The sequence below is a fragment of the Arthrobacter saudimassiliensis genome, assembly GCF_059090665.1.
Genome location: NZ_JBNHFX010000001.1, coordinates 405,266 through 422,028, shown reverse-complemented (window position 1 = coordinate 422,028; position 16,763 = coordinate 405,266). Strand labels below are relative to the sequence as shown.

13 protein-coding genes are annotated in these 16,763 nt (G+C 70.6%); 11 read left to right on the top strand and 2 right to left on the bottom strand.

Going from position 1 to position 16,763, the window contains the following annotated elements:
• The first annotated feature begins 104 nt into the window (after window positions 1–104).
• The 6 genes from glmS to treZ are packed head-to-tail and all read left to right on the top strand — an operon-like array spanning window position 105 to window position 10,253.
• A complete protein-coding gene (glmS, locus tag AC5RV6_RS01855; protein ID WP_494005585.1) occupies window positions 105–1,994 on the top strand; it encodes a glutamine--fructose-6-phosphate transaminase (isomerizing) in 1,890 nt (629 codons plus the stop codon).
• A 4-nt stretch (window positions 1,995–1,998) separates the two neighbouring features.
• Window positions 1,999–2,349 (top strand): holo-ACP synthase, encoded by a 351-nt coding sequence (locus AC5RV6_RS01850; protein ID WP_494005584.1) that lies wholly within the window; start codon window positions 1,999–2,001, stop codon window positions 2,347–2,349.
• A 28-nt stretch (window positions 2,350–2,377) separates the two neighbouring features.
• Window positions 2,378–3,910 carry an NAD(P)H-hydrate epimerase gene (locus AC5RV6_RS01845; protein WP_494005583.1) on the top strand — a complete coding sequence of 511 codons (1,533 nt, stop codon included), beginning with the start codon at window positions 2,378–2,380 and terminating at the stop codon, window positions 3,908–3,910.
• Between the two features lie 54 nt (window positions 3,911–3,964).
• Window positions 3,965–6,175: a glycogen debranching protein GlgX gene (gene glgX, locus AC5RV6_RS01840; protein ID WP_494005582.1), complete on the top strand. Its 2,211-nt coding sequence runs from the start codon at window positions 3,965–3,967 to the stop codon at window positions 6,173–6,175.
• Window positions 6,172–8,487: a malto-oligosyltrehalose synthase gene (gene treY / locus AC5RV6_RS01835; RefSeq protein WP_494005581.1), complete on the top strand. Its 2,316-nt coding sequence runs from the start codon at window positions 6,172–6,174 to the stop codon at window positions 8,485–8,487. Before glgX ends, treY begins: the two co-directional genes overlap by 4 nt.
• Complete coding sequence (treZ, locus tag AC5RV6_RS01830) at window positions 8,487–10,253, top strand: malto-oligosyltrehalose trehalohydrolase (protein WP_494005580.1); 1,767 nt, start codon at window positions 8,487–8,489, stop codon at window positions 10,251–10,253. Before treY ends, treZ begins: the two co-directional genes overlap by 1 nt.
• A gap of 31 nt (window positions 10,254–10,284) precedes the next feature.
• On the opposite strand, the gene AC5RV6_RS01825 is transcribed toward treZ, so the two are convergent.
• Window positions 10,285–11,268, bottom strand: coding sequence for an SDR family NAD(P)-dependent oxidoreductase (locus AC5RV6_RS01825; RefSeq protein WP_494005579.1), 984 nt, complete (start codon window positions 11,266–11,268; stop codon window positions 10,285–10,287).
• Between the two features lie 80 nt (window positions 11,269–11,348).
• A complete protein-coding gene (locus AC5RV6_RS01820; protein WP_494005578.1) occupies window positions 11,349–12,188 on the bottom strand; it encodes an SDR family oxidoreductase in 840 nt (279 codons plus the stop codon).
• 142 nt (window positions 12,189–12,330) lie between these two features.
• Here AC5RV6_RS01820 and AC5RV6_RS01815 point away from each other — a divergent pair, with 142 nt between their 5' ends.
• From AC5RV6_RS01815 to tsaE, 5 genes are all read left to right on the top strand, one after another.
• Window positions 12,331–13,233, top strand: a complete 903-nt coding sequence (locus AC5RV6_RS01815; protein WP_494005577.1) for a fumarylacetoacetate hydrolase family protein — start codon at window positions 12,331–12,333, stop codon at window positions 13,231–13,233.
• A 66-nt stretch (window positions 13,234–13,299) separates the two neighbouring features.
• Entirely contained in the window at window positions 13,300–14,346 is a 1,047-nt protein-coding gene (gene mgrA, locus AC5RV6_RS01810) for an L-glyceraldehyde 3-phosphate reductase (protein WP_494005576.1), read from the top strand.
• Complete coding sequence (locus AC5RV6_RS01805; RefSeq protein ID WP_494005575.1) at window positions 14,343–14,891, top strand: GNAT family N-acetyltransferase; 549 nt, start codon at window positions 14,343–14,345, stop codon at window positions 14,889–14,891. The genes mgrA and AC5RV6_RS01805 overlap by 4 nt, the downstream gene beginning before the upstream one ends.
• A 19-nt stretch (window positions 14,892–14,910) precedes the next feature.
• Window positions 14,911–16,185, top strand: a complete 1,275-nt coding sequence (alr, locus tag AC5RV6_RS01800) for an alanine racemase (protein ID WP_494005574.1) — start codon at window positions 14,911–14,913, stop codon at window positions 16,183–16,185.
• The gene (gene tsaE, locus AC5RV6_RS01795) at window positions 16,182–16,724 is read left to right on the top strand and encodes a tRNA (adenosine(37)-N6)-threonylcarbamoyltransferase complex ATPase subunit type 1 TsaE (RefSeq protein WP_494005573.1); all 543 of its coding nucleotides are present in this window, start codon (window positions 16,182–16,184) and stop codon (window positions 16,722–16,724) included. The genes alr and tsaE overlap by 4 nt, the downstream gene beginning before the upstream one ends.
• The last annotated feature ends 39 nt before the right edge of the window (window positions 16,725–16,763 follow it).

Here is a 16,763-nt window from a genome sequence, read left to right as displayed (position 1 = left end):
CAAACACGCGTCAAACATATCGGGAGCACAGGAAACGCTGCGGTTGTGACCCCTCGGGCCTGCCGTGCACGGGGGCGGGCGCGGCTGCCGGTACGCTTAGGGCTATGTGTGGAATTGTTGGATATACCGGCCGCCCCGGCGCGGCAGCGGAGCTGCGCGAAGCCGGCTCCCACAGTGCCCTCGACGTCGTCATGGAGGGGCTGCGGCGGCTTGAATACCGCGGCTATGACTCCGCCGGCGTCGCCGTCCTGACCGAAGACGGCGTCCAGAGCCGCAAGAAGTCCGGCAAGCTGGCGAACCTGGCGGCGGTCCTGGAAGCGGACCCGCTGCCCGCAGCGGCCACCGGCATCGGCCACACCCGCTGGGCCACCCACGGCGGCCCGACCGACGAGAACGCCCACCCGCACCTGGCCGACGGCGGACGCCTGGCCGTGATCCACAACGGCATCATCGAGAACTTCGCCGAGATCAAGGCGGAGCTGCTGCAGGCCGGCGCGGAGTTCCTCAGCGAAACCGACACCGAAGTTGCAGCCGTGCTGCTCGGCACCCTCTTCCGCGGCGAGGCCGGGGGAGACCTGCGCCGGGCCATGCAGCTGGCCTGCCAGCGCCTCGAGGGTGCCTTCACCCTCCTCGCCGTCCACGCCGACGCCCCGGACATGGTCGTCGCCGCCCGCCGGAACTCGCCGCTCGTCGTCGGGCTCGGCGAGAACGAGAACTTCCTCGGCTCCGATGTTTCCGGCTTTATCGACTTCACCCGGCGCGCCGTCGAGCTCGGCCAGGACCAGATCGTCACCATCACCCCCGAGACGATGGACATCACCGACTTCTTCGGCGAGCCCGCCGAAGGCACCGAGTTCGAGGTGAACTGGGATGCCAAGGCTGCGGAAAAGGGCGGCTACGGCTCCTTCATGGAGAAGGAGATCAACGACCAGCCGCAGGCCGTGGGCGACACCCTGCTCGGCCGTTCCGACTCCGAGGGACGCCTCACGCTCGATGAGCTGCGCGTCGATCCCGAGGCGCTGAAGTCGATCAATAAGATCATGGTCCTTGCCTGCGGCACCTCCGCCTACGCCGGCCAGGTCGCCAAGTACACCATCGAGCACTGGTGCAGGATCCCGGTCGAGGTCGAGCTCAGCCACGAGTTCCGCTACCGCGACCCGATCGTGGACGCCAACACGCTGATCGTGGCCATCAGCCAGTCCGGCGAAACCATGGACACCCTGATGGCGGTCCGATACGCCAAGGAGCAGGGCGCGAAGGTCCTGGCCATCTGCAACACGCACGGCTCCACCATTCCGCGCGAATCCGATGCGGTGCTCTACACCCACGCCGGCCCGGAAATTGCCGTGGCCTCCACCAAGGCGTTCCTGGCGCAGATCACCGCCGCCTACCTGCTCGGCCTGTACCTGGCCCAGCTGCGCGGCAACAAGTTCCAGGGCGAAATCAAGGACATCCTGGCGGACCTTGCCGCCATCCCCGGCAAGATCCAGCAGGTCCTCGACGGCTCCGGCCAGGTCCGCGAACTCGCCGAAATGATGGCCGACACCCGCTCGGTGCTGTTCCTGGGCCGCCACGTGGGCTTCCCGATCGCCATGGAGGGCGCGCTGAAGCTCAAGGAGCTCGCGTACATCCACGCCGAGGGCTTCGCCGCCGGCGAGCTCAAGCACGGCCCGATCGCCCTGATCGAGGAGGGGCAGCCGGTGTTCGTGGTGGTCCCGTCCCCGCGCGGCCGGAACTCGCTGCACGCCAAGGTCGTCTCCAACATCCAGGAGATCCGCGCCCGCGGCGCCCGCACCATTGTGATCGCCGAAGAGGGCGACGATGCCGTCAAGGACTACGCGGAGCATGTGTTCTACGTGCCGGAGGCCGCGCCGCTGCTCGCGCCGCTGCTCACCGTCGTCCCGCTGCAGATCTTCGCCTGCGCGCTCGCCACGGCGAAGGGATACGACGTCGACCAGCCGCGCAACCTGGCCAAGTCCGTCACCGTCGAGTAGCCCGGTGATCGTCGGGATCGGCGTCGACGTCGTCGACGTGCCGCGGTTCGGCCGCCAGCTGGAACGCACGCCCGGGCTGCGCGCCCGGCTGTTCACCCCCGCGGAGCGGGAGCTGAACCTGCGTTCCCTGGCGGCCAGGTTCGCCGCGAAGGAAGCGGTCGCGAAGGCGCTCGGCGCGCCGGCCGGGATGAACTGGCAGGACTGCCAGATCGGCATCGACAGCGCCGGCGCCCCCTTCGTGCAGGCCAGCGGAACCGTCGCTGCGGCCGCGGAGGAGCGCGGCGTGCGGCGCTGGCACCTCTCGCTCAGCCACGACGGCGACGTCGCCACCGCGATGGTGGTCGCCGAAGACTGAACCGGGGGACAGGACTAGGCTGGTCGGCATGATCAGCGCCTACTCCGGAACCGCCGTCCGTGCCGCCGAGGAGCCGCTGCTGCGCCGCGGCCTGGGGCCCGAACTGATGCAGCGGGCAGCCTACGGCCTCTACGCAGCCGCCGCCCGGCAGCTGCGCCGCGGAGGTCGGATCTACGGTTCGCGCGTCGTCATCCTGGCCGGAGTCGGCAACAACGGCGGAGACGCACTGTATGCCGGTGCCCGGCTGGCTGCCCGCGGCGCCTCAGTGACCGCGCTGCTCTTCGCGGACCGCGCCCATCCCGAAGCGTTGGCGGAGCTGGTCCGGTGTGGCGGCACCGTTCGGACCGTTACGGATGCACGGAGCGCCGCCGGGCTCTGCCGTGCCGCCGACCTGGTGGTCGACGGACTTCTAGGCACCGGAGGCAGGGGCGGGCTTCGCGGGCCGGCGGCCGAGCTCGCAGAGGCCCTCGTTCCGGCCCGCGAGACCCCGGGGCAGGGTCCCTTTCTCCTGGCCGCGGACCTTCCCAGCGGCATCGACGCAGACACCGGAGCCGCTGCGGGCCCGCATGTCCGGGCCGATGCCACCGTGACCTTCGGCGCGTGGAAGACCGGGCTGATGGCCGGCCCCGGTGCCGCCGCGGCCGGAAGCGTCGAGTGCGTCGACATCGGCCTCGGCCCGCATCGGGGGGAGCCGGAGCTGCGCCGGCTGGAAGCCGCCGACGTCGCCGCGGCCATCTACCGGCCCCGCGCCACGGACCACAAGTACACCCGCGGCGTCCTCGGTGTCGCCGCAGGCTCGGCCACTTATCCCGGAGCCGCCGTGCTGGCCGTCGGCGCCGCCCTGGCCACCGGCGTCGGGATGGTCCGCTACCTCGGCGCGCCCGACGTCGCCCGGCTGATCAACATCGCGCACCCTGAGGCGGTCTGCAGCCGGGACCGCGTGGAGGAGACCCACGTCCAGGCCTGGCTGGCCGGCCCGGGCGCCGGCACCGACGAGGAGCAGCGCCTGCGCGCCCGCGCAGCCATGGCCACGGACCTGCCCGCCGCCATCGACGCCGATGCGCTCTCCGAGGTGCATCCGGGCCTGGGCGCGGAGACCATACTCACCCCGCACGCCGGGGAACTTGCCCGCCTGCTCGGCGCCCTGGGCGAGCCGGTGGACCGTGCCCGGGTCGAGGCGGATCCGCTGTCCTGGGCCCGGCGGGCGGCCCGGCTGACCGGAGCCACCGTGCTGCTGAAAGGCTGGGCCACCCTCGCGGTCGGCCCGGACGGCACCGCCTACAGCCAGGCCGAGGCCACCGCCGGGCTCGCCGCCGCCGGCAGCGGGGACACCCTCGCAGGCATCCTCGGAGCCCTGCTGGCCACCGATCACACCGCGCCGGACCAACGGGCTCCGGGCCACTACGCCCGCATGGCCGCGGCCGCCGCCAGCCTGCACGGGCTGGCGGGATCCCGGGCCGCCGAGCGGGGTCCCGTGGAGCCGTCGAAACTGCCGGCGGAGATCCGTTCGGTGGTGGGCGAGCTCACCACCGGGGGCGTCTCCGGCCGGGGTAAGGTGTGAAACTAAGCAGGCATACTAAGTTTGTCCTGCACACCACCGACGTCAGGAGCACAGATGGAAGTTTGGCCGGGTGACGCCTATCCTTTGGGCGCGACGTACGACGGGCACGGCACCAACTTCGCCCTCTACAGCGAGGTTGCCGAATCAGTAACCCTCTGCCTGTTCGACGACGACGGCAAGGAGGAGCGGATCCGCCTGCACGAGGTCGACGGCTACGTCTGGCACTGCTACCTGCCCAACGTCATTCCGGGGCAGAAGTACGGCTTCCGGGTGGACGGGCCCTACGACCCCGCCAATGGCTGCCGGTGCAACCCGAACAAGCTGCTGCTGGACCCCTACGCCAAGGCCGTCTCCGGGGAAATCGACTGGGACCAGGCCCTGTTCGGCTACAACTTCGGCGACGAGGATTCCCGCAACGACGAGGACTCCGCGGCCCACATGATGCTCGGCGTCGTCGTCAATCCCTTCTTCGACTGGGACGGAGACCGGCTGCCGCGCATTCCGTACCACAAGTCCGTCATTTACGAGGCCCACGTCAAGGGCCTGACCATGCTGCACCCCGAGGTCCCCGAGGCCGAGCGCGGCACCTACGCCGGCATCGCCCACCCGGCCGTCATTGAACACCTGCAGAAACTCGGCGTCACGGCCATCGAACTGATGCCCGTGCACCAGTTCGTCAACGACTCCACGCTGCAGGAGAAGGGCCTGTCCAATTACTGGGGCTACAACACCATCGGCTTCTTCGCCCCGCACAACAAGTACAGCGCCACCGGCGACGCCGGACAGCAGGTGCAGGAGTTCAAGGCCATGGTCCGCGCCCTGCACCGGGCCGGAATCGAAGTGATCCTCGACGTGGTCTACAACCACACCGCCGAGGGCAACCACCTGGGCCCGACCCTGTCCTTCCGCGGCATCGACAACAAGTCCTACTACCGCCTGGTCGAGGACGACCAGCGGTACTACATGGACTACACCGGCACCGGAAACTCGCTGAACGTGCGGACCCCGCATTCGCTGCAGCTGATCATGGACTCGCTGCGCTACTGGGTCACCGAAATGCACGTGGACGGGTTCCGGTTCGATCTCGCCTCGACCCTGGCCCGCGAGTTCTACGACGTCGACCGGCTCTCCAGCTTCTTCGAACTCGTCCAGCAGGATCCGGTGGTTTCCCAGGTCAAGCTGATCGCCGAGCCCTGGGACATCGGCCCCGGCGGCTACCAGGTCGGCAACTTCCCGCCCCTGTGGACGGAATGGAACGGCAAGTTCCGCGACACCGTGCGGGACTTCTGGCGCGGCGAGCCCTCCACCCTGGGCGAGTTCGCCTCCCGAATCACCGGCTCCGCGGACCTCTACGAGTCCTCCGCCCGCCGCCCGGTCGCGTCGATCAACTTCGTCACCGCGCACGACGGGTTCACCCTGCGTGACCTGGTGTCCTACAACGAGAAGCACAACGAGGCCAACGGCGAGGACAACAACGACGGCGAGTCCCACAACCGCTCCTGGAACTGCGGCGTCGAGGGCCCCACCGACGACCCGACGGTCCTCTCGCTGCGGGCCCGGCAGCAGCGGAACTTCCTCGCCACCCTGCTCCTGTCCCAGGGCGTGCCCATGCTGCTGCACGGCGATGAACTCGGCCGCACCCAGCAGGGCAACAACAACACGTACGCCCAGGACTCCGAGCTCACCTGGGTCAACTGGGACGCCATGGACACCCCGCTGGTGGAATTCACCGCCGCCGTGAACCGGCTGCGCGCCGAGCACCCCACCTTCCGCCGCCGGCGTTTCTTCGACGGCCGTCCGGTGCGCCGCGGTGAAGGCGAAGTCCTGCCGGACATCGCCTGGCTGCGCGAGGACGGAACCCCCATGGAACCGGAGGACTGGGACGCCCAGCTCAGCCGCTCCCTCGGCGTCTTCCTCAACGGCCAGGGCATCCCCGGCCGCGACGAGCGCGGCCAGCGGATCGTCGACGCGAACTTCCTGCTCTACTTCAACGCCGACGACAACACGGTGAAGTTCACCGTGCCGGGCAAGGAATACGGACCGCTGTGGGACCGGGTCATCGACACGGCCGGCGGGTATGAGACCGAGGAGACGGTCGCCCCGGATGAGCCGCTGAACGTTGCCGCCAAGTCGCTGGTCATCCTCCGGGCCCATCCCGAGGAGGAAGAGGACCACGACCACTCAGTGGCCGCGTCCCTCGCCGTCCTCGCGGCGGCGGATGAAGCCGCAGCTGCGGACGCCGCCGGGGAAGAGGGAGAGGCGTGAGGGCACCGGTCTCCACCTACCGCCTGCAGATCACGCCGTCCTTCACCCTCCACGACGCCGCCGCCCTGGTGCCGTACCTGGCGGACCTCGGCGCGGACTGGATCTACCTGTCGCCGATCCTGACCGCGGAGCCCGGCTCCGACCACGGCTACGACGTCGTTGACCCGTCGGCCGTCGACCCCGCCCGCGGCGGAGCCGAGGGACTGCGCGCCCTGTCCGAGGCCGCGCACGCAGCAGGGCTGGGCGTGCTGGTGGACATCGTGCCCAACCACATGGGCGTGGCGACGCCGCGCGCCAACACGTGGTGGTGGTCGCTGCTGCGGGAGGGACGCCGGTCGCCCTATGCCGCCGCCTTCGACGTCGACTGGGACGCGGCCGACGGCAGGATCCGCCTGCCCGTGCTCGGCGACGGAGAGGATGAGCTGGAGAACCTCCAGCTCATCGACGGCACGCTGCGCTACTACGACCACGTCTTTCCGGTCGCAGAGGGAACCGCCGACGACGGCGCCGACGCGGGCGAGGTGCACGGCCGCCAGCACTACGAGCTGGTCAGCTGGCGGCGGGCCGACAGCGAACTGAACTACCGGCGGTTCTTCGGCGTCAACACGCTCGCCGGCATCCGCGTGGAGGAGCCCGAGGTCTTCGACCAGGCGCATGCCGAGGTCCGCCGCTGGTTCGAAGCCGGGCTGGTGGACGGGCTGCGGATCGACCATCCCGACGGACTCGCCGATCCCGGCGGCTACCTTGAGCAGCTGCAGAAGCTCACCGGAGGCGCCTACGTCCTGGTGGAGAAGATCCTCGAACCCGGCGAGGCCCTGCCGGCCGGCTGGGAAACGGCGGGAACCACCGGGTATGACGCCCTGGCCGCCGTCGACCGCCTTTTCGTCGATCCCGCCGCGGAACAGGCACTGACCGCCGTCGCACCCGCCCGGGACTACCGCCGGATGATCCACGACACCAAGCGCGCCATCGCCGACGGGATGCTGAACTCGGAAGTGCAGCGACTGGTTCGCCTGCTGCCGGCGGACACCGGCCTCGACCCGGCAACCGCTGCGGACGCGCTCGCCGAGCTGCTCGCCTGCTTCCCGGTCTACCGCAGCTACCTGCCCGACGGCGCCGGGCACCTTGCCGAGGCTTTGGACCGGGCCATGGTGCACCGCCCGGACCTGGCCGCGGCGCTGGAGGTCCTGCACCCGCTGCTGAACCCCGCTCTCGAAGGACACACCGGGCCGCTTCCGGAGCTGCCCGTCCGATTCCAGCAGACCAGCGGCATGGTCATGGCCAAGGGCGTGGAGGACACCGCGTTCTACCGGTACAGCCGGCTGGTCTCCCTGAACGAGGTCGGCGCCGATCCGTCCGTGTTCGCCCTGGACCCCCTCGACCTGCACCTGGAGCTGCTCCGGCGGCAGCGCGAGCGTCCGGCGGCGATGACCACGCTCACCACGCATGACACCAAGCGCAGCGAGGACACCCGCGCCCGGATCCACGTCCTGTCCGAACTGCCCGGCGACTGGGCCGCCGCCTTCGCCCGGCTGCAGGAGGCGGCGCCGATCCCCGACGCTCCCTTCGCCAACCTGCTCTGGCAGTCGCTGCTGGGAGCCTGGCCGCTTTCACGCGAACGTGCCCACGCCTATGCGGAGAAAGCCGCACGGGAGGCCGGCAGCTCCACCACCTGGACCGACGTCAACCAGGCATTCGAAGACGCCATGCACGCCGCCGTCGACGCCGCTTTCGATGATCCGCGGGTCCGCGGCGAACTCGAACGCCTGGACGCGGGGATCACCGCCGCCGGCTGGTCCAACTCCCTGTCCGCGAAGCTGCTGCAGCTGGCGATGCCGGGTGTGCCCGACGTCTACCAGGGCACCGAGTACTGGGACCGCTCGCTGGTGGACCCGGACAACCGGCGCCCGGTGGACTACGCGGAGCGGGCCCGCGACCTCGCCGCCCTGGCGCACGCTGCGGCCCCGGCGCCCGGCCCCGACGGGCGGGCCAAGCTGCTGCTGACTTCCCGGGTCCTCCAGCTGCGCCGGGCCAGGCCCGAACTGTTCAGCGGCTACGCCGCCGTGCCGGCCCGGGGTCCGGCCGCCGGCCACGTCTTCGCCTTCGACCGCGGCGGCGCGGTCGCCGCCGTCACCCGGCTGCCGATCGGCCTGGCGGCAGCGGGCGGCTGGGGCGACACCGTGCTGCAGCTGCCGGCCGGCAGCTGGCGCGAGGTGGTGACGGGCGCACTGCACGAGTCCGACGGGACCATCGCCGTGCAGGACCTGTTCAGCACCTATCCGGCCGCTCTGCTCGTACGGGAGGACAACTGATGCGCACCGACTTCACGGTCTGGGCTCCGGACGCCGACACCATGACGCTGCTGGCCGACGGCCGCAGGCTGCCCATGAGCCGGGGCGAGGGCGGCTGGTGGCATGTCCAGCACGCCCAGCTCACCGAGGACATCGACTACGGCTACCTGATCAACGGCGCCGACACGCCGGTTCCGGACCCGCGGTCCCGGCGGCAGCCGGAGGGCGTGCACGGGCTCTCGCGCACCTTCGACCCGGCGGCCTACCAGTGGCACGACAGCGGCTGGCACTCGCCGGGACTGGACGGGCAGGCCATCTACGAGCTGCATGTGGGCACCTTCACCCCCGAGGGCACGCTGGATGCGGCAGCCGGGAAACTGCCGTACCTGCGGGACCTGGGCGTGCAGTACATCGAACTGCTGCCCGTGAACGCCTTCAACGGCACCCACAACTGGGGCTACGACGGCGTCCTCTGGTACGCGGTCCAGGAGACCTACGGCGGGCCGGAGGCCTACCAGCGGTTCGTGGACGCCGCGCACCAGGCAGGGCTGGGCGTCATCCAGGACGTCGTCTACAACCACCTCGGGCCGAGCGGCAACTATCTGCCCATGTTCGGCCCCTACCTCTCCCAGGGAAAGTCGAACACCTGGGGGGATTCGATCAACCTGGACGGACCGCTCTCCGACGAGGTCCGCCGCTACATCCTGGACAACGTGGCCATGTGGTTCCGCGACTACCATGTGGACGGGCTGCGGCTGGACGCCGTGCACGCGCTCCACGACGAACGGGCCGTGCACATCCTCGAGGAGATGGCGGCCGAAACCGACCGGCTGGCCGCGGACCTGGGCAAGCCGCTGTTCCTGATCGCCGAGTCCGACCTGAACGACCCCCGCCTGATTACCAGCCGCGACCGGGGCGGCTACGGGCTGGCCGGACAGTGGTCGGACGACTTCCATCACGCCGCCCACGCCAACCTCACGGGGGAGACCATCGGCTACTACGCCGACTTCGACTCCCTCGGCGCGCTGGCCAAGGTGCTGGAGAAGGGGTTCTACCACGACGGCACCTTCTCCTCCTTCCGGGAGCGCAGCCACGGCCGGCCGCTGGACCCGGACGCGAACACAGCCCGCCAGCTGGTGACGTTCATCCAGGACCACGACCAGGTTGGCAACCGCGCGGCCGGAGACCGGCTCAGCCCGGCGCTGGGATATGACCGCCTCGCGCTCGGCGCGGTGCTGTACCTGACCGGCCCCTTCACGCCCATGCTGTTCATGGGCGAAGAGTTCGGCGCCTCCACCCCGTGGCAGTTCTTCACCTCCCACCCGGAGCCGGAACTGGGCAGGGCCACCGCCGAGGGCCGGCTCAAGGAATTCGAAAAGATGGGCTGGGACCCGGAGGCGGTGCCCAACCCGCAGGACCCGGAGACCTTCCGCCGGTCCAAGCTCGACTGGAATGAACCGGGGCAGGGCGAGCACGCCCGGCTGCTGGATCTGTACCGCCGGCTTCTGCAGCTGCGGCGCTCCCTGCCCGAACTGACGGATCCGGACCTGCGGCACACCGGCGTCGGGTACGACGAGGATCAGGGGTGGCTGGTGGTCCGGCGGGGCGAGGTGAGGATCGTGCTCAACTTCGCCGACGCCGAACGGCTCGTGCCGGTCGAGGCCGGCGCCGGGGGACCGGGCGCCGGCGAGGTCCTGCTGGAGACCTCGCCTGCCGAAATCTCCGCCGAGGGCATCAGACTGCCGCCGCACGGGGCCGCCGTGCTGCGCCTGGCCGGCGAAGACTGAGCGCCGGAGAGCGTACGGACCGCCCTTACGGTCAGCCTCGTCGCTGCCGCCGCACCGCTGCGGCAGCGACGGCGGCCGCCGGCAGCAGGGCGGCCAGGGCGTTGCGCCGGGCCGTCCGTGACCGGCCATGCCAGCCGCCGTCGATTGAGCCGACGGCATCGGCGGCAGCGGGCTCGTAGATCGATCCCGGCGACGCCGCCGCCGGCTCCCGGCGGGACAGCTGTCCGCGGTCCACCTGCCCCGCCATGAACGCCTCCACGGGGCGCGGCATCAGCCGGTGCTGCGCAACCAGCGAACGGCCGATGAGGCCCACGACCGCCTCCGGGCGGGGGCGGCGGAGCAGGCGGACGATCTGCCGGGCGACGGCGTCGGCCGTGTATACCGGCGGCATCGCCAGGGCACGCCGTCCGCTGTAGTTGGCGCCGTGCTGGAAGAACGGCGTGTCGATGGTCGGCGGCAGGACCGTACAGACATGGATGTTCCGTGCCCGGGCCAGCCGCAGCTCCGAGCGGAGGCTGACGCCCAGCGCCCGGACCGCGGCCTTGGACATGGAGTAGGGCGCGGTGTAGGGCTGGGGCACTTCACCGACGATCGAGGCCACGTTGATCACCGTGCCGGCCCCCTGGGCGCCCATCTGTTCCAGGGCCTGCCGGCAGCCGTACACATACCCCATGACGTTGACGTCCAGGACCCGCCGAAAATCAGCCAGGGGTGTCTGCAGGAAGGGCGCGAAGGAGCCGACGGCGGCATTGTTGATCCAGACGTCGATCCGGCCGAATTCCTCCCGGGCGCGCTCGGCCAGGGCACGGACGGCGCGCTCATCGGCAACGTCGGTGGGCACGGCAAGACTTCGCACCCCGTGCCTGCGGCACTGCGCCGCCACCTCCTCCAGCGCCGCGCCGCGGCGCGCGGCCAGGACGACGTCGGCCCCGCGGGCGGCCAGGCGGAGGGCCGTGGCCCTGCCGATGCCGCCGGAGGCTCCCGTCACGACGGCGACTGATCCACGGATCTTCACGGCTGGCTCCTGTTCATGCCCGGGACGGGCGGAGAGGCGATGGCGGACGCGGGTGCGGGGCGGGCTCCGGAGCTGCGGCGCTACAGGATCGGGTTGCCGCCGGTGACGGCGATGCGTGCACCGGACATGTAGCTGCCGTCGTCGGAGGCCAGCAGGACGTAGGCCGGGGCGAGCTCGGCCGGCTGGCCGGGACGGCCCAGCGGAACGTCGGAGCCGAAGCTCTCCACCTTCTCGGGCGGCATCGTGGACGGGATCAGCGGAGTCCAGATCGGGCCCGGCGCGACGCTGTTCACCCGGATGCCGCGCTCGCCGAGCAGCTGCGCCAGGCTGGCGGAGAAGTTGGCGATGGCCGCCTTCGTGGCCGAGTACGGGGCCAGGGTGGGCACCGGGTTGTCCGAGTTGACGGAGGAGCCGCCGATGATCGAGGACCCGGGCCCCATGTGCGGCAGGGCTGCCTTGATCAGGTAGAACATCGCGTTGATGTTGACCTTGAAGGTGTATTCCCACTCCTCATCGGAGATCTCCTCCAGGGTGGGCCGGTCCATCTGGAAGGCGGCGTTGTGCACCAGCACGTCGATGCGGCCGAATTCCTGCACCGCGGTGTCGATGACCCTGCGGCACTGGGCGGCGGTGTCGAGGTCGCCGGGCACCAGGACGGCCTTCTGCCCCGCCTCCTCGACCAGGCGGGCGGTGTCGCGCGCGTCGTCGTCCTCGTTCAGGTAGGAGATCAGCACGTCGGCACCCTCACGGGCGAAGGCAATCGCCACCGCACGGCCGATGCCGCTGTCGGCGCCGGTGATCACGGCCTTCTTCCCCTTGAGCTTGCCGGAGCCGCGGTAGCTCTGCTCACCGCAGTCGGGGACCGGCTCCATTTTCGACTGGATACCGGGGACGTCCTGCTGCTGCGCCGGCTGGCTCATTGTGGTCCTTCCTGTCGGATAACGCGGTGACCCCACAAACCTAAGCAGGCTTAGTAGTTTTCGGCAAGGCGCAGGCCATTGTTCCCCGGCCCGGCGCTGCCTAGCGTCGATTGCGGCTGCACCCTTTCCCCAGGAGGAGCACATGAAATTCGTGGCATTCGAACATCAGGGCGTCCAGGGGCCGGGCGTCCTCGACGCCGAAGCGGCTGTGGTCCATCCCCTCAACCTGCCGGCCGGCGCCGATCCAAGCGTTCTGGGTGTGATCGGGCACTGGGACGCCCTGGGGCCCCGGCTGCAGGCCGGTCGGTTCGACGGGCAGGGCCTGCCGCTGGACGAGGTGACGCTGCTGGCTCCGATACCGAGGCCGCGCCGCAACATCCTGGCGATCGGACGCAACTACGTCGACCACGCGCAGGAATTCAGCGAGTCCGGCTACGACGCGACCACCGGCGGCTCCGACCAGCCGGACTCGGTTGAGGTCTTCAGCAAGGAGACCGGCACCGTCATAGGCACCGGCGCTGAGATTGATCCGCACGCCGGAGTCACCTCGGAGCTGGACTACGAGGGTGAGCTGGCCGTCATCATCGGCAGGGGCGGCACCGGCATTTCCCGGGAGGAGGCCTACGGGCACGTCTGGGGTTACACGATCATCAACGACTTCACGGCCCGGGACCTGCAGCGCAGCCATAAACAGTGGTTCCTGGGCAAGAGCCTGGACACCTTCTGCCCGATGGGTCCGTGGGCGGTGGACCGCAGCGAGAGCGGAGACGGACCGTTTGCGCTGCGCACGACGGTCAACGGGGAAGTCCGGCAGGACGCCAGCACGGCGGATCTGATCTTCGACGTGCCCACCCTGATCGAGGTCCTCAGCGCCGGCATGACCCTCGAGGCCGGTGACCTCATCGCCACCGGCACGCCGAAGGGGGTAGGCATCGGCTTCGATCCGCCGCGGTTCCTGCACCCGGGCGACACAGTGGAGATCTCCATTGACGGGCTGGGCACCCTCCGCAACACGGTCGGCGCGCCGCGCGGGAAGGAAGGCTGACACTCCGTTCCGGGCGCTGCGCAGGGGGTCACGCGCTGAGCGGGCTTCGGTGGCAGGATAGGGCCCATGACATATGTTGCTGCCGACAACCGATATGAATCCATGCCCTATCGACGGGTGGGCCGCAGCGGGCTCCAGCTGCCCGCGGTCTCCTTGGGCCTCTGGCACAACTTTGGCGACGACCGGGAGTTCGACACCCAGCGGCAGATCCTGCGCCGGGCCTTCGACCTGGGCGTCACCCACTTCGACCTGGCCAACAACTACGGACCGCCCTACGGCTCCGCCGAGACGAACTTCGGCCGGCACCTGCGCGACGATTTCCGCCCGTACCGGGACCAGCTGGTGATTTCCACGAAGGCCGGTTACGACATGTGGCCCGGGCCGTACGGCAACTGGGGCTCGCGCAAGTACCTGCTCTCCAGCCTGGACCAGTCACTGGAACGGATGGGCCTGGACTACGTCGACATCTTCTACAGCCACCGGCCGGACCCGAACACCCCGCTGGAGGAGACCATGGGTGCGCTGGACACGGCCGTGCGGTCCGGGCGGGCGCTCTACGCCGGCATCTCCTCCTACTCACCGGAAAAGACCCTGGAAGCGGCGCGGATCCTGCGCGGGTTGGGCACCCCGCTGCTGATCCACCAGCCCTCCTACTCGATGTTCAACCGCTGGGTGGAGCAGGGCGATCCCAACCTCTTCGCCGCACTGGACGAGGCGGGCGCCGGATCGATCGCGTTCTCGCCGCTGGCCCAGGGCCTGCTCACCGGCAGGTACCTGAACGGTGTGCCGGAAGGCTCCCGGGCGTCCGCCGGAAAGTCGCTGGACCCCGGCATGATCACCGATGAGAACCTCGCCCGGGTGCGTGCGCTCAACGAGATCGCCGAGTCGCGGGGCCAGACCCTGGCGCAGATGGCCATCGCCTGGGTGCTGCGCCCCCAGGCCGGCGGCGGGCAGGTCACGTCAGCGCTGATCGGGGCATCCTCGGTGCGGCAGCTGGAGGACAGCCTCGCCGCCGTGCAGAAGCTGCAGTTCAGCGACGAGGAACTGCGCCGCATCGACGAGCACGCCGTCGACGCCGGCATCAACCTGTGGGCGAAGGCCCTCGAGGCATGACCGCCGCGGCGCATCCGCAGCCGGACACTGCGCAGGTGCGCCGCGCCGTCGACGGCGACTGGCCCGGGATCTGGGCCGTGATGGAACCGATCGTCCGCGCGGGGGAGACCTACTGCTGGGACCGGGACATGGATGAGGACACCGCCCGCGGGGAATGGATGGAGCCGGCCCCCGCGGCGGTGTACGTCGCGGTGGACGGGGACGGAACGGTGGTGGGTACCGCCCTGCTGCACCCCAACCGGTCCGGACCCGGCGACCACGTGGCCAACGCCTCCTTCATGACGCACCCCGCCCACGGCGGCCGCGGCGTCGCCCGCAGGCTGGCCGGCCATGTCCTCGCCGAGGCCCGGGCCCAGGGGTACCGGGCGATGCAGTTCAATGCCGTGGTCGAGGCCAACCGGCGCGCGGTCGCGCTCTGGCAGTCGCTGGGCTTTTCCATCCTGGCCACCGTGCCCGAAGCCTTCCGGCATCCGACCCAAGGCCTCACCGGACTGCACATCATGTACCGTCCGCTCGCGCCGGAAGCGGCCGGTCCGGGCGAATAGCCCGGCGGCGGGTGGAACAATGGAGGGCGTGAACTACCTGGAAACCGCTCCCGCTTCCGAACGCCGGGCCATTGTCGACCTGGCCGCGATCCGGCACAACGTGGCCCGTTTCGCCGAGATCGCCAGCCCTGCCCGCATCATGGCGGTGGTGAAGGCCGACGCCTACGGGCACGGGGCGGTACCCGTGGCGCAGGCCGCGCTGGCCGCCGGCGCAGCCTGGCTGGGCACCGCGCACATCTCCGAGGCCCTGGAGCTGCGCAGCGCCGGCATCACCGCTCCCGTCCTCGCCTGGCTGCACACCGTCGAGAGCGACTTCTCCGCCGGCATCAGCGCGGACATTGACCTCGGCATCTCCGGATGGGAGCTGGAGTCCGTGGTGGCGGCCGCCCGCTCGCTGGAAATGCCGGCCCGGGTGCATCTGAAGATCGACACCGGACTGGGCCGCAACGGCTGCCCGCCCGACCTGTGGGAGGCCTTCGTGGGCCGCGCCCTGGCCTACCAGGAAGAGGGGCTGCTGCGCGTCGTCGGGATCTTCTCCCACTTCGCCGTGGCGGACGAACCGGACCGGCCCGAGACCGATGAACAGCTGGACGCGTTCCGCACCGCCGTCGCGGTGGCGGAGGACGCCGGGGTGGACGTGGAGGTGCGCCACATCGCCAACACCCCCGCCGTCCTGGCGCGGCCCGACACCCACTTTGACCTGGTCCGCGTGGGGCTGGGCCTCTACGGCCTGTCGCCGTTCCCGGGACAGACCTCGGCGGAACTGGGGCTGCGCCCGGCGATGACGCTGGCCACCACCGTGGCCAACTGCAAGGAGGTGCCGGCCGGCCAGGGCGTGTCCTACGGCTTCCGCTACCGGACACCGGAGGCGACCACGCTGGCGCTGATCCCGGTGGGCTACGGCGACGGCATTCCCCGCACCGCCGCCGGCGGCGTGGTCAGCATCGACGGCACCGTCCACGAAGTGGTGGGACGGATCGCCATGGACCAGATGGTCGTCGACCTGGGGGCCACCGGCATCGCCGGCACCGAACGCACCCTCATCGGCCGCGAGGCGGTGCTGTTCGGCGGGCCGGGCCATCCGAGCGTCGACGCGTGGGCCGAAGCCGCCGGCACCATCAACTACGAGATCATCACCCGGATCGGCTCACGGGTGACCCGCGTGCACATCGACAGCGAGCAGGGTGCCCGGCCGGACGCCGACGCCGCCGCCGCCGACGCCGCCGCCCCCGCACCCGAGACGGACGGTCCGCAGCAGGCCGAAGCCGACACCGCCGCGGCGGGCAACCGGTGACGGGCGGAGGGTTCCCGGCGTGGGAACGGGAGTACCGGACAGCCGGGGCGGAGGCGACGCGCGACTTCGCCGAACGCCTCGCCGGTGTCCTCGGGCGTGGAGACCTGCTCCTGCTCACCGGTGAGCTCGGCGCCGGCAAGACCACCTTCACCCAGGGGCTGGGCAGGGGACTGGGGGTGCGGCCCGGCATCATTTCACCCACCTTCGTCCTGGTCCGCCAGCACCCGAACCTCGGTGACGGCCCCGACCTGGTGCACGTCGACGCCTACCGCCTGGGATCCGAGGGGGAGATCGACGACATCGACCTCGAGTCCACCATGGACCGTGCGGTCACCGTCGTGGAGTGGGGACGCGGGCTCGTGGAGCACCTGGCCGACAGCAGGCTCGAAGTGGTCCTGCTGCGTGCCGTCGGCGGTCACGGCGTGCCCGGGGGCGGTGACGCCGCCCTGGACTTCTCCGCCGATGACGACGACGAGGAGCGGGTCATCCGGATCGCCGGCTACGGGCCGCGCTGGGAACACGCGCCGAACCTGGACTGACGGCAGCCCCCCGGGCACGGACGATCCCCGGGGCCCTCC

Excerpts from the sequence above, each read along its gene's own strand:
- AC5RV6_RS01815 (WP_494005577.1), top strand. The coding sequence starts at position 12,331 with ATGAAATTCGTGGCATTCGAACATCAGGGCGTCCAGGGGCCGGGCGTC.
- glgX (WP_494005582.1), top strand. The coding sequence starts at position 3,965 with ATGGAAGTTTGGCCGGGTGACGCCTATCCTTTGGGCGCGACGTACGAC.
- AC5RV6_RS01820 (WP_494005578.1), bottom strand. The coding sequence starts at position 12,188 with ATGAGCCAGCCGGCGCAGCAGCAGGACGTCCCCGGTATCCAGTCGAAA.
- AC5RV6_RS01805 (WP_494005575.1), top strand. The coding sequence starts at position 14,343 with ATGACCGCCGCGGCGCATCCGCAGCCGGACACTGCGCAGGTGCGCCGC.
- glmS (WP_494005585.1), top strand. The coding sequence starts at position 105 with ATGTGTGGAATTGTTGGATATACCGGCCGCCCCGGCGCGGCAGCGGAG.
- treZ (WP_494005580.1), top strand. The coding sequence starts at position 8,487 with ATGCGCACCGACTTCACGGTCTGGGCTCCGGACGCCGACACCATGACG.
- alr (WP_494005574.1), top strand. The coding sequence starts at position 14,911 with ATGGAGGGCGTGAACTACCTGGAAACCGCTCCCGCTTCCGAACGCCGG.
- mgrA (WP_494005576.1), top strand. The coding sequence starts at position 13,300 with ATGACATATGTTGCTGCCGACAACCGATATGAATCCATGCCCTATCGA.
- AC5RV6_RS01845 (WP_494005583.1), top strand. The coding sequence starts at position 2,378 with ATGATCAGCGCCTACTCCGGAACCGCCGTCCGTGCCGCCGAGGAGCCG.